Source organism: Devosia sp. RR2S18, from assembly GCF_030177755.1.
Classification (GTDB): domain Bacteria; phylum Pseudomonadota; class Alphaproteobacteria; order Rhizobiales; family Devosiaceae; genus Devosia; species Devosia rhizosphaerae.
In genome coordinates this window covers 415,192-427,789 of record NZ_CP126539.1, presented here as the reverse complement: position 1 = coordinate 427,789, position 12,598 = coordinate 415,192, and the positions used below count along the sequence as shown (strand labels likewise).

Here is a 12,598-nt window from a genome sequence, read left to right as displayed (position 1 = left end):
CATGAGCCTTTCGACCGTTCAAGCCGATCTGGCGCTCCGTGCGCCCGACCTCTCCGTAATCATCACCGAGGATTCCACAGCCACGGTGCAGTTGGCGGCGCAAGTTCATGGCGTGGAACCCGGCCAGATCGCCAAGACGCTCTGCATCCGGGTCAATGGCGAGGTGCTGCTCCTGGTGACGCGCGGCGATGCCCGGCTGGATAACCAGAAGTCCAAAGCGGCTCTGGGTGGTCGGCCGCGCATGCTGGGCGGCGAAGAGGTCGAGCAATTGACCAGCCACAAGGTGGGCGGGGTCTGCCCCTTCGGCCTGCCCTCGCCCCTGCCGATCTATCTCGATACCTCGCTCAAGATCTATGACGAACTCATTCCCGCGGGCGGGGATACCCATTCCTCGGTGCGCCTCACGCTTGATCGGCTGGCTGAGCTCTGCGGCAACAAATGGGTCGATGCTTGCCAGCCGCCCGCGCTTGCCGAGCAGGAATAAGGGCCCTATATCGCCGGCAAGCGAGGACGACCGCCCCCTATCCGGGATAGGCGCGCGGGCGGCCCGGAGCCCGTGGGAATTGCCGTGCGAACCCCAGCCGACCGCCTGCGCCACGCCATCAGCTTCGAGATCACCGGCATCATCGTCGCGACGCCACTGGCTGCCTTGTTTTTCCACCTGCCGGGGGAAAGCTCGGCCGTCATTGTTGTCGTCAGCGCCAGCGTCGCGATGGTGTGGAACTATCTCTACAACTGGGGTTTCGACCGGCTGATGCAGCGCCTGCGTGGCACCACGGCCAAGACGCCGTCCCTGCGCGTGCTCCACGCTATTCTGTTCGAAGGCGGGCTCCTGGTGCTGATGCTGCCGCTGGTCGCCTGGTATCTCGGCATCAGCCTATGGGCCGCGCTGCTGCTCGACCTCGCCCTGGCCGGGTTCTACGTGGTCTATGCCTTTGTCTTCAACTGGGCCTATGACCGGCTGTTCCCGCTGCCAGAGTGGCAGGCGCATGGGGCGGGAGGGAGCGGCTGAGAGCGTAACGAGGGGCCACGTGCCTCCAGTCGTGGAGTGCCGGCGCAGACCGGCCACCTAGATGGGCACGCGCCGGCGCCCGCGCCAAAGCAGCCACCCCATTGCTCCGATCCAACAGACCAGGATCAGCCCGAGACCACGCTCGTAGAGGCCGAACCAGTTGGAAGGCACAAAAAAGAAGAACGGCACCGTCACGATCCAGAGTGCCCCCAGCAACATGCTCGCAGCCGCCCAACTCCGGTTCACCCGGCGCAGGCTCGCTCCAAGCAGAAAGGTCGCGAGGGCAAACAGAATGCCGAGCGCGTAGACGGCGTTGATATGGATATCGGCGCCCCTGTTCTGCTGCCCGGCATATTCATTGAAGTAGCCAATCACGAAGATGTCGATACCGATCAGCAGGAGGGCCAATGCGCCAAGGAGTCCCTTGCTGTCCTTCAAGCGCCAGCGGGCAACGCCGACTGCGAGGGCTATCGTGCCAATAGCCATGGCATAGAGGCCACTGTCCTGAATCCAGGCGAACCTTCCAACAGCGAGTGAACTGATGCTTTGGCTGATCATGCTATAGCCATCGACCACCAAGGCACCGAGCAGATCGGTGATGACCGCGGCGGCAACACCGAAGACACCAGCAAGGCCGCACACCTCGAGAAATCGCGAGCGCCGATGTTCCTGCTCGTAAAGGGAGCCGGCATAGGAGACCTCGTCATATCTATGGGGATTCGCCATTTTTTTGCGCTTCGGTGAGTTCATGCCGGCTACGCAGAACGAGCTGCCCATGGTCCAGTTGCAATCGGCAAAGGCCATGTCCCAACGAGCTCCCGTGCCGGTCACGGACAGCACGATGCGAGCGCTGCATAGCGGCGTGGCAACCATCGCTTTCCAGCCCGCGTTGCCCTGCCATTCCAACAGAACGGAGGAGACCGATCATGCGAAAGCTTATTGCCATTTCCACGGCATTGGCCATGGCCGCAGGAGCAGCCCCGGGGCTAGCACAAACGACGACAGAAGTGTCCGAAAGCGGCGTTGACGACAGCGCCGTCACCCGCGCCGAACTCGATGTCAACCAGGACAACGACGGTGCGGAGACCGACGCAGCGGATGACAGCTATGGCGCCGCCATCGCCGCAGTAACCGGCTGGGAGGATGTGGATCTCGCTGGCATCACCGAGCAGTCGCAGGTAACGATCGTGCCGCTCTCCACCCTCAAGGGCGGTTCGGAAGATGAGGCGGCGGCCTTTGATACCGCCCTTGCCGCTCACGCCATGGCCAAGGCCGATGTGCACGCAGCGGTGGCCGACAACAGCGCCATCGCCGCGAAAGTGGAAGCCGAAGGCTTCGCCAATGACGATGTCGTGGCGATCAGGTCCAAACAGGATGGCTCGGTCACGGTCTATGTAGACGACCGCGCTTAGCCCTTGCGCCGGCTGCCAGCTCCAGCCTGGCAGCCGATCCAACCATCCAGGCTCATCCCGGCCGAACCTGGGGTTGACTACCGCACTGTGCTGGACTGAGCGGCCGCGCGCCGGCCTTTACTCCGCCGCGTCTTGCCGACCAGCGCCGAACTTGCGCTCGATATAGTCCGCGACCATCACCTTGAACTGGTCGGCGACATCAGCGCCGCGCAGGGTGGCGACTTTCTCGCCATCGACAAAGACCGGGGCGGCCGGGGTTTCGCCAGTGCCGGGGAGCGAGATGCCGATATTGGCGTGCTTGCTCTCGCCCGGGCCGTTGACGATGCAGCCCATCACCGCCACCGACAGCGACTCGACGCCGGGATAGCGCTCGCGCCATTCGGGCATGGAGGAGCTGAGGTGGTCCTGGATGTCCTTGGCTAGCGTCTGAAACGTGGTCGATGTGGTGCGACCGCAGCCGGGACATGCGGCAACCACCGGCAGGAACTGGCGAAAGCCCATGGTCTGCAGCAATTCCTGCGCGACCTTGACCTCGAGCGTGCGATCACCACCCGGCTCGGGGGTGAGCGAGATGCGGATGGTGTCGCCGATCCCCTGCTGGAGGAGGATGCCCAGGGCTGCCGAGGACGCGACGATGCCTTTGGAGCCCATGCCCGCCTCGGTGAGGCCGAGATGGAGCGCATAGTCGCAGCGGGCCGCCAGATCCTGGTAAACCGCGATCAGGTGCTGGACGTCGGACACCTTGGTGGAGAGCAGGATCTTGTTGCGCGGCAGGCCAATTTCTTCGGCGCGCTGGGCGGAAAGCAGCGCGGACTGGATGATCGCCTCGCGCTGCACGGCAGCGGCCGAAATCGGCGCCGCGGAGCGGGCATTCTCGTCCATGAGGCGGGTAAGGAGCTCTTCGTCGAGCGAGCCCCAATTGACCCCGATACGCACCGGCTTGTCGTAGCGTAGAGCGAGTTCGATCAGCGTGGTGAATTGAGTGTCGCGCTTAGCCTTGAAACCGACATTGCCCGGATTGATCCGGTATTTCGCCAAGGCTTCGGCGCAGGCCGGATGATCGGAGAGCAGCTTGTGGCCGATATAGTGGAAGTCGCCCACCAGCGGCACGTCATAGCCCATGGAAAGGAGGCGGTCGCGAATGTGCGGCACGGCGGCGGCGCTCTCGTCCCGGTCGACCGTGATGCGCACGATCTCCGAGCCAGCGCGGGAGAGCTGCATCACCTGCCGGACGGTTGCATCGATATCGGCCGTATCGGTATTGGTCATGGACTGGACGACCACGGGCGCGCCACCGCCCACCATCACCCCACCGACATCAACGCCCACCGATTGCCTGCGTGCGGCTGGACCGGCCATGAATTCACCTCGCATTGCTCTGGTCGAGAGATAAGCTCCCAAGCCTAGAAGAGCAATGCGACGCTTGCGTGATCTCGTGGAGGGCTGGTGCCGCTTATGTGATGGCGCCATCTTGAACCGGCGCGCGGGTGCACCATTTATCAAGCATGATCAAGATGCTCCTCCCCCGCCTCGTGCTTTTCCGCAAGGAAGTCGTTCAGCTCTGGAAGGCGTTTTGGGCGCCCCAGACCCCGCTTTATCTCAAGGCCGCGACGCTGTTCGTTGCGTTCTACCTGGTCAATCCATTCGACATCGTGCCGGATTTCATCCCCTTGGCCGGCTGGGTCGATGATATTGTCCTCGTGCCCCTGATGGTGAGCTGGATTGTCTCCCGGCTGCCTGTGCCCGCCTATGCGGGTGCCAGACGCCCGAGCGGTTCGACCATCGACGGACGCGCCCGCAGGCTCTAGGCGCATCTGACCAGAAACGGAAAGCCCGGCAGCGATGCCGGGCTTTCTTTTTGTTAGTCGAGCCGCACCAGGAGGTCCTTGGCGTCGATCTGGTCACCCGGCTTGATAAGGAGTTCAGCGACAACGCCGTCGATCTCGGCATGGATGGCAGTTTCCATCTTCATCGCCTCGATCGAGCAGAGCACGTCGCCCGCCTGCACCTGCTGGCCTTCCTTGACCGCGAGGGTCGAGATGACGCCCGGCATCGGGGCTCCCACCTGCTTAGGGTCGCCGGCCACCGCCTTGGCGCGGGCTTTGACTTCGCCAGCCTTGAGGCGATCGGGCACGGTGATGGTACGCGGCTGGCCATTAAGATCGAAAAAGACACGGACCTCGCCTTTTTCATTGGTTTCAGCGCGGCCGAGATAGTTGACGACGAGCGTCTTGCCTTTCTCGATATCGACCAGCAGTTCCTCGCCTTCGCTCAGGCCATAAAAGTAAACGGGCGTGGGCAGCACTTCGGTCGGGCCGTAGCGGTCCTGGGTCTTTTCGAAGTCGGAATAGACCTTGGGGTACATGAGGTAGGAGGCGAGGCGATAATCGTCCACCTCGTGCCCCACTTCCTCGGTCACCTTGGTGCGCTCGGCTTTGAGGTCGACATCCTTGAGATAGGAGCCGGGGCGCTCCGTCAGCGCTTCCTTGCCCTTGAGCACTTTCTTCTGCAGTTCCTTGGGGAAGCCGCCGGGCGGCTGGCCCAGATCGCCGGCAAAGAAGCCAACGACGGAATCGGGGAAGGCGATGTCGCGATTGGGGTCTTCGACCTCCTTGCGCGTCAACCCGGCCGAGACCATGGCGAGCGCCATGTCGCCCACCACCTTGGAGCTCGGCGTCACCTTGACGATGTCGCCGAACATCTGGTTGACGTCGGCATAGGTCTGGGCGACCTCGTGCCAGCGCGTTTCGAGCCCCAGCGATCGGGCCTGTTCCTTGAGATTGGTGAACTGCCCGCCAGGCATTTCATGCAGGTAGACTTCCGAGGCACCGCCTTTGAGATCGCTCTCGAAAGCCCGGTACTGCGTGCGCACGGCCTCCCAGTAAAACGAGATCTGCCGGATCGCATTGGGGTCGAGCTCGGGATTGCGGTCGCCATCGGCCAAAGCTGCCACAAGCGACCCCAACGTGGGCTGGGACGTCGTGCCCGAAAGGGCATCCATGGCCGCATCCACCCCATCGACACCGGCATCCACTGCCGCGAGCACCGTCGCCGCCGAGGCGCCGGAGGTGTCATGGGTGTGGAGATGGATGGGCAGGTCGACCTCTTGCTTGAGCGTGGAGATCAGCGTGCGGGCGGCGGCCGGCTTCAACAAACCAGCCATATCCTTGATGCCCAGCACATGCGCACCGGCGCGCTCAAGTTCCTTGGCTAGCCCGACATAGTAGCGCAAATCGTATTTCGAGCGGCTGGCATCGAACAGGTCACCGGTATAGCAAATGACGCCTTCGGCGACCTTGCCTTCCTCGATTACCGCATCGAGCGAGACTCGCATGTTCTCGACCCAGTTGAGGCAGTCAAACACGCGGAAGATATCCACGCCGCCCCGCGCTGCCTGGCGAACGAAGAATTTGACCACGTTGTCGGGATAGTTGGTGTAACCTACGCCATTGGAGCCCCGCAGCAGCATCTGCGTCAGGATATTGGGTGCGCCCTCCCGCACCTGGGCGAGGCGCTCCCATGGGTCCTCGTTGAGAAAGCGCATGGCGACGTCGAAGGTCGCGCCACCCCAGCATTCAAGGCTGAAGAGATCCGGCAGGCCGCGCGAATACGCCTTGGCAATGCGCGTGATGTCATAGGAGCGCATGCGGGTGGCCAGCAGGCTCTGATGCGCATCACGCATGGTCGTGTCGGTGAAAAGGACGCGCTTTTGCGCCTTCATCCACTTGGCGAGCCCGGCGGCGCCTTCGCGCTCCAGGGTCTGCCGACTGCCCTCAATGGTGCCCAGAGGGGGAAATTCCGGCACCACCGGCGCGGCAGCATCGGCCGGTGGCCGGGGCCGGTCCCTGACTTCGGGGTGCCCGTTCACCGTCACGTCGGCAATGTAGCTGAGGAGCTTGGTCGCGCGGTCCTTGCGCGGCTTTAGGTCGAACAGTTCGGGCGTCGTATCGATGAACCGCGTAGTGTAGCGGTTCTCGACGAAGTCCGGATGATTGATGATGTTTTCAAGAAACGCCAGATTGGTGGCGACACCGCGGATACGGAATTCACGCAAGGCGCGGTGCATGCGCGCAATAGCCTCCTCGGCCGTTGGCGCCCAGCAGGTGACCTTTTCAAGGAGCGGATCGTAGTAGCGGGTGATGACCGCACCCGAATAGGCGGTGCCGCCATCGAGCCGCACGCCAAAGCCGGTGGCGCCACGATAGGCGGTAATGCGACCATAATCGGGAATGAAGTTCTGCTCGGGATCTTCGGTGGTCACGCGGCACTGAATGGCCGCGCCGTGGAGCTTGATATCTTCCTGGCGCGGCACGCCAGACTCGGGCGTACCGATCACCGCGCCATCAAGCGCATGGATCTGCGCCTTGACGATGTCGATGCCGGTCACTTCCTCGGTGACGGTGTGCTCCACCTGGATACGCGGATTGACCTCGATGAAGTAGAATTTGTTGGTGTCGGCATCGAGCAGGAACTCGACCGTGCCGGCGCCACGATAATTGGCGGCCTTGCCGAGGCGCACGGCCGCATCGGTCAGCTCCTTGCGTACGTCTTCGGACAGGTAAGGCGCGGGGGCGCGCTCGACCACTTTCTGGTTGCGCCGCTGCACCGAGCAATCGCGCTCGAAGAGATGGACGAGATTGCCGTGATCGTCGCCCAGCAACTGCACTTCGACGTGCCGGGCGCGCTCGATCAGCTTTTCGAGATACATCTCGTCCTTGCCAAAGGCGGCCTTGGCCTCGCGCTTGCCTTCGGAAACCTCGTGGACCAGCGACTTCTCGTCCATGATGCGGCGCATGCCGCGCCCGCCGCCACCCCAACTCGCCTTGAGCATCAAGGGGTAGCCGATCTCGGCGGCCATCTTGCGCACCAGGTCCATATCGTCCGGCAGCGCATCGGTGGCGGGCACCACTGGCACCTTGGAGGCAATGGCCATGTTGCGCGCAGCAACCTTGTTGCCCAGGTCCCGCATGGTCTGTGCGCGCGGCCCGATGAAGATGATGCCTGCGTCCTCGCAGGCGTCGGCAAATTCGGGGCTCTCGGACAGGAGGCCGTAACCGGGATGGATGGCGTCGGCACCCGCAATGCGCGCCACGCGGATATACTCGTCGATCTGGAGATAGGCTTCGACGGGCCCCTTGCCCTTGCCAATCAGATAGGCTTCGTCCGCCTTGAAGCGATGAAGCGCCAGCTTGTCTTCCTCGGCATAGGCCGCAACGGTCTTGAGACTGAGTTCATTGGCGGCGCGAAACACGCGGATGGCGATCTCGCTGCGGTTGGCGACAAGGATTTTCTTGATTGGCATCGATACAGGTCCGAGCAGGAGGGACATGGGACCGCCGAGGCGATCCGGCTCACGGAGCTATGGAGCAGGCGGGACGGGTGTCCCACCGTCCGCAAAAAACTTGATCAGTTGCGGCCGAGATGGGCCGCCAGATGGCGCATGTCATAGCCGGCCTGGGCAGCTTCCGAGATGATCTCGTCGGCATCGCGCTCACCGGCCTGGCTCAGCGCCCAGAGCGTGGTTGACCGCGTGCCGGAGCGGCAAAAGGCGAAGACCGGACCTTGGCTGGTTTCGAGCACCTGGCGCGTTTGCTCGACCATTTCGGGGTTCACCCCCTCGCGGCCCAGTGGAATGGCATGATAGTCGATCCCCTCGGCTCGCGCTGCCGCTTCGATGTCGGCGCCGGTCGGCTGGTCCGGGGACTCCCCTTCGGGGCGGTTGTTGATGATGGTGGTGAAACCGGCGGCTTTGAGCGCTGCAACATCTTCAGGCTGGATCTGCCCAGCTACGGTGATGCGATCGTTGATCCGCTTCAATTCCAACTGCCTATCTCCCATGCCGTCAGAGGCCTTCGGCACGGGTTATAGCGGCCCGCTTGCCTTGCGCGCAACTGTAACAGCGAAAGAAGGCCTTAGGCGGCGGTCTGGGACAGGCGATTGGATTCCAGAGGTTGCGGCCGGCCCAGAAGGAAACCCTGGAAGCCAGTGCATCCCGCCTTGCGCAGCAGCTCCAGCTGTTCCTGCGTTTCGATGCCTTCGGCGATCACCTCTACAGGCAGCGAACGGGCGATGTCGCAGATAGCAGCGACGATCATGCCGTCAATGCGGCTGGTGCCCAGATTAGCCACGTAGGTCCGGTCGATCTTGATGATATCGAAAGAGAAGCCGCGCAGATATTGCAAGCTCGCATAGCCAGCCCCGAAGTCGTCAATGGCGACGCGCAATCCAAACGCCCGCAATGCGTCGAGATTGACGAGCTCCACGCCGCGGGCCGTGAGCGGCACCGTTTCGGTGATCTCGATGATAATCCGGTGCGGGTCAGCGCCGGTCTCCCGGATGATAGCAGCGAACCGCTGTGAAAAGTCGGCATGACGCAGTTGCGCGGGAGAAACATTGACGCTGACCGAGCCACTCAGGTGCGACAGGTCCAGGCAGGCGCGTCGCAGCACCCATTCCCCCAGTTTCTCGATGAGATCGCTTTCTTCGGCAATGGCGATGAAATGAGCAGGCGATATGGTGCCCCGCACCTGATGGCGCCAACGCACCAGAGCTTCATGCGACTTGATCGTCATGTCAGCGGCAAAGATCGGCTGGTAGTGTAGCTCGATCTCGTCGAGCAGCAGCGCCGCGCGCAGTTCCCGTTCGACAAAGCGCCGGTGCCGCTCATCCCCGAGCATATCGGGGTCGAACGAGACCACGCACCTGCGGCCCGCCTTCTTGGCCTTGTAGAGCGCCAGATCAGCGCGCGAGATAAGTTCGTCGACGTCGGTGGCATCGACAGGCGCGAGCGCGATGCCGATGCTGGCCGAGAGCCGCACCCGGCGCCCGCCGATCCCCGTGGGCCGCTCCAGTCGGCGCAGCAATTCTTCGCCCACGCGCATCAGCGCTGCCCGGTTGTCGAGGCCCAGAATGGCAATGCCGAATTCATCTCCCCCCAGCCTGCCGATCAGCGCCCCCGGCATGACTTCGCGGATCGCATCGGCCAATTGCACCAGCGCCCGGTCCCCGGCTCCGTGGCCGGCGCTATCATTGAGCACCTTGAGATTGTCGAGGTCGAGCTGCAGATAGCCCGCTACTTTGTCCGAGCCGTGATGGATTTCAGCCCGCAACGTTTCGAGGAAATAGGAGCGGGTCGCCACGCCGGTTAACGCGTCCCGATGCGCCAGCGCCATCACGTCGCGCGAGGCCTTTGCAGCTCCAGCGATACGCGCCCGCATCAGCCGCTGTCCGAACACCAGCAGCAGCGCTGCGGAGAGGCAGGCGGCGATCCCAAGCAGTGGCACCAATTGGCCCGAAGGCTCCTGAGCCAGACCAAGCGCCTGTGCTGCCAGTGCAAGAGCTCCTAGCACGGCCAGAGCCGCCGCGCTCCAGGAGACGTCGCGATAGGCATGGACAATGGGGCGAAGGATGTGGTCGCGACGCATGGAGCACCCAGGTTAAGCCAGACTGACCCGCCATTATCGGCGCGCAGTCGCACCTTTGTGGCACTCCAAACGTGAACGCTGAGTAAATTGCCTTATAGTGCAACAACTTAGAGGAGCGATAGCGCGGGCAATCCGGTCAGGGCTACCCAGTCGCCGTGACGACCAGATGACAGTTCCGCCGATCGCCAGCGATCTTGCCGCACATGGTTAACAGGACCCTAAGGCGCGACCAGGCCGACCCACTCGCCCCATAGGTCCTGCCGTTCCGCTACAAAGCGTTCAGCGACTGCAGCCGCCGTGGCGCCGGGTTCGGTGAGTTGCGTCAACAGCGCATTCATTTCGGTGAGCGGCAGTACCGCTCGTCCGAAATAGCCGGCAATGCTGGGCAGTTCGGCGAACACCCATTCGGCAACCGCGACCACCACCACTTCGCTGGGAAAGGCACTTGGCTGGGGGCCCGCACAGATGGTCTCGGCCAGGCACGCAAACGCCTCTTCGCTATAAAGGCCCATGTCCAGCGGCACGAAACCGAACTGGGCGATGATCCCATTGGGCTGCCAATAGTAGAACAACACCGGATCCTGCCCGCTGATGGCTTGGGCGATCAGCGTGTCCATCTCAAAGCGGGTCGCCGGCTCGACGATCTCCACCTGATCGGCGATACCGTGCGCGGCGATGAGGTTGCGGTTAATAATGGCGCAGGCCCAATCGGGGGGACACGAGATGAAGCGCACCCGCTCCCCCTCGTTGAGGGTGGGCAGGATCTCGGAGAGCCCCGCGGCCGTGGTCAATTCAGGATGAGCTTCCGCCACAAAATCGGGCACGAACCAGCCTTCGAAACTGGGCTCGACATAGGTCGGCGCGGCCGGACGCAGCATCTGCGCCTCGATGCCGGCATTCCAGAGCTCGGGCACCCGTGTCGCCCACATCTCAGGGATCACCGCCGGTTGACCTGTGGAACCCATGGAGGTGACGCTCGCAGTCAAATCGCCCGGCGTGATCTGCAGCGTGCAGCCGAACTGCTGCAGCACCAGACGAGTGTGGATCTCGGCTAAAAGCTCCGCCGAAGGCCAGCCCATCCGCGCGATGGTCAATGGCTGCGTGCCGCAGGGGGCAGTCGCAACGGGCGCATCCGCCAGGGGAGCCGCGGCCTCGGCGGCAGCGTCGTCCTGCGCCTCGTCGAGGACGGTGATCTGCGCCAGTGCGGGTTGGGCCAACAGGCACGCCAGTGCCAGGCCCCGCAACCATGCCGACACGCTTGCCATGGGCATCCCTCCTTGCTTGCTAGTTCTATGCAAAATGCCTGCGCGTTAAGCAACCTGAGCGAGCCGCCGATTTGCCCGCTATACCCCGGTGACTCCCCGCTCCGAAATGTGCAACAGTCCTTTCAGCGGGGCGCGAGTTGCGCCCGCTTTATCGCGTTGTTCCGCGTGAGACTGGCTCCAGGCAAGGCGCCGCCGCGACGGGATAACCCAAGAGAGGGATGTGCATGCGCAATATCAAGAAGACCCTTACCCTGGCCGTTGCCGCTTCGACCCTTGCCGTGGCAGCTCCTGCCATCGCTCAGGAAGTCAAGATTGGCTTTCTGGCCGACGTAACTGGCCCAATCGCTGGTTTCGCACCAGGCATGGTGGAGGCTGGCAACCTCGCCATCACCAACATCAACGAGCAGGGCGGCGTCCTCGACGGGCAGGATCTGGTCTCGGTTCTCGCCGATAGCGCCTGTGACGGCGGCGCCGCTGGCCCGGCCGCTGACCGTCTGGTCAACTCCGAGCAGGTCACCGCAATCTTCGGCGCCTATTGCTCGGGTGCAACCATTGCCGGCGCCAACAGCTCGGCTATCCCCGGCAATGTGGTGATGATCTCGCCGGCCTCGACCGCTCCGGCCGTGGCCGAGCTCGAGGACAACGACCTCGTCTACCGCAACGTCGTTCCGGACTCGATCCAGGGCGTTGAGGCAGCCAACCTGCTGCTCGACCAGGGCATCACCGAAGTCGGCATGACCTATGTCAACAATGACTATGGTTCAGGTCTCGCCGGTGCCTTCGAGGAAGCCTTCACCGCTGGCGGCGGCACCGTGCTCGCCAATGTCGCCCATGAAGACGGCAAGGCCGACTACCGTCCCGAAATCGGCCAGATTGAAGCCTCGGGTGCAACCACCCTGGTCATCTATGGCTACGAAAACGCTGGCGGTGGCGCCATCCTCAACCAGGCTATCGAAGCAGGGTCATTCGACCAGTTCGTAGGCGGTGACGGCATGGCCGGCGAGGCACTCGTTGCCAACCGCGACGCCGGTTCGCTCGAGGGCATGATCCTGACCCAGGCAGCGCCTGCCGAAGGTCCGGCCTTCGATGCTTTCGCGGCCATCACCGAAGCCGCTGGCCAGGACCCGACCGGGACCTATGTCACGACCTCCTACGACGCTGTGTTCCTGTTGGCCCTGGCCATCGAGAAGGCCGGCACCGCCGACCGCGACGGCATTGCCGCTGCGCTGCGTGAAGTCGCCAACGCTCCGGGCGAGACTATTCTTCCCGGCGAATGGGAGAAGGCCAAGGAACTGATCGCTGCTGGCACTGACATCGACTACGAAGGCGCTTCGGGCACCATCGAGTTCGATGACGTCGGCGACGTGGCCGGCGCCATCAACTATTACGTCATCGAAGGCGGCGAAGTGGTCAACAAGGGCCTGATCGGGCAGTAATCGTCCGATAGCATTGCATGAAGGCCCGGGAGCAATCCCGGGCCTTTTT

11 protein-coding genes are annotated in these 12,598 nt (G+C 63.2%); 5 read left to right on the top strand and 6 right to left on the bottom strand.

Going from position 1 to position 12,598, the window contains the following annotated elements; genetic code table 11:
- Position 1: 1 nt before the first annotated feature.
- Entirely contained in the window at positions 2–484 is a 483-nt protein-coding gene (locus QOV41_RS02140) for a YbaK/EbsC family protein (RefSeq protein WP_284579209.1), read from the top strand.
- Between the two features lie 84 nt (positions 485–568).
- Positions 569–1,012, top strand: coding sequence for a PACE efflux transporter (locus QOV41_RS02135; RefSeq protein WP_284579208.1), 444 nt, complete (start codon positions 569–571; stop codon positions 1,010–1,012).
- Positions 1,013–1,069: 57 nt separating this feature from the next.
- On the opposite strand, the gene QOV41_RS02130 is transcribed toward QOV41_RS02135, so the two are convergent.
- Positions 1,070–1,885: a DUF998 domain-containing protein gene (locus QOV41_RS02130; protein WP_284579206.1), complete on the bottom strand. Its 816-nt coding sequence runs from the start codon at positions 1,883–1,885 to the stop codon at positions 1,070–1,072.
- Positions 1,886–1,938: 53 nt separating this feature from the next.
- Here QOV41_RS02130 and QOV41_RS02125 point away from each other — a divergent pair, with 53 nt between their 5' ends.
- Complete coding sequence (locus QOV41_RS02125) at positions 1,939–2,424, top strand: hypothetical protein (protein WP_284579205.1); 486 nt, start codon at positions 1,939–1,941, stop codon at positions 2,422–2,424.
- 117 nt (positions 2,425–2,541) lie between these two features.
- Here the strand turns inward: QOV41_RS02125 and ispG are convergent, their stop codons facing one another.
- Positions 2,542–3,798, bottom strand: a complete 1,257-nt coding sequence (ispG, locus tag QOV41_RS02120; protein WP_415926738.1) for a flavodoxin-dependent (E)-4-hydroxy-3-methylbut-2-enyl-diphosphate synthase — start codon at positions 3,796–3,798, stop codon at positions 2,542–2,544.
- Positions 3,799–3,929: 131 nt separating this feature from the next.
- Between ispG and QOV41_RS02115 the strand changes: the two genes are divergently transcribed.
- A complete protein-coding gene (locus QOV41_RS02115) occupies positions 3,930–4,232 on the top strand; it encodes a YkvA family protein (protein WP_284579203.1) in 303 nt (100 codons plus the stop codon).
- Between the two features lie 53 nt (positions 4,233–4,285).
- Here QOV41_RS02115 and pyc read toward each other — a convergent pair whose 3' ends face one another.
- The 4 genes from pyc to QOV41_RS02095 all read right to left on the bottom strand — a co-directional run bounded on the left by pyc (position 4,286) and on the right by QOV41_RS02095 (position 11,113).
- Entirely contained in the window at positions 4,286–7,726 is a 3,441-nt protein-coding gene (gene pyc, locus QOV41_RS02110) for a pyruvate carboxylase (RefSeq protein ID WP_284579202.1), read from the bottom strand.
- A 104-nt stretch (positions 7,727–7,830) separates the two neighbouring features.
- Positions 7,831–8,247: a protein tyrosine phosphatase family protein gene (locus QOV41_RS02105; RefSeq protein ID WP_284579201.1), complete on the bottom strand. Its 417-nt coding sequence runs from the start codon at positions 8,245–8,247 to the stop codon at positions 7,831–7,833.
- A gap of 89 nt (positions 8,248–8,336) precedes the next feature.
- A complete protein-coding gene (locus QOV41_RS02100; RefSeq protein WP_284579200.1) occupies positions 8,337–9,848 on the bottom strand; it encodes a putative bifunctional diguanylate cyclase/phosphodiesterase in 1,512 nt (503 codons plus the stop codon).
- A 218-nt stretch (positions 9,849–10,066) separates the two neighbouring features.
- On the bottom strand, positions 10,067–11,113 hold the full coding sequence (locus QOV41_RS02095; RefSeq protein ID WP_284579199.1) for a glycine betaine ABC transporter substrate-binding protein: 1,047 nt from the start codon (positions 11,111–11,113) through the stop codon (positions 10,067–10,069).
- 224 nt (positions 11,114–11,337) lie between these two features.
- On the opposite strand from QOV41_RS02095, the gene QOV41_RS02090 reads away from it, so the two are divergent.
- Positions 11,338–12,549, top strand: coding sequence for an ABC transporter substrate-binding protein (locus QOV41_RS02090; protein WP_284579198.1), 1,212 nt, complete (start codon positions 11,338–11,340; stop codon positions 12,547–12,549).
- The last annotated feature ends 49 nt before the right edge of the window (positions 12,550–12,598 follow it).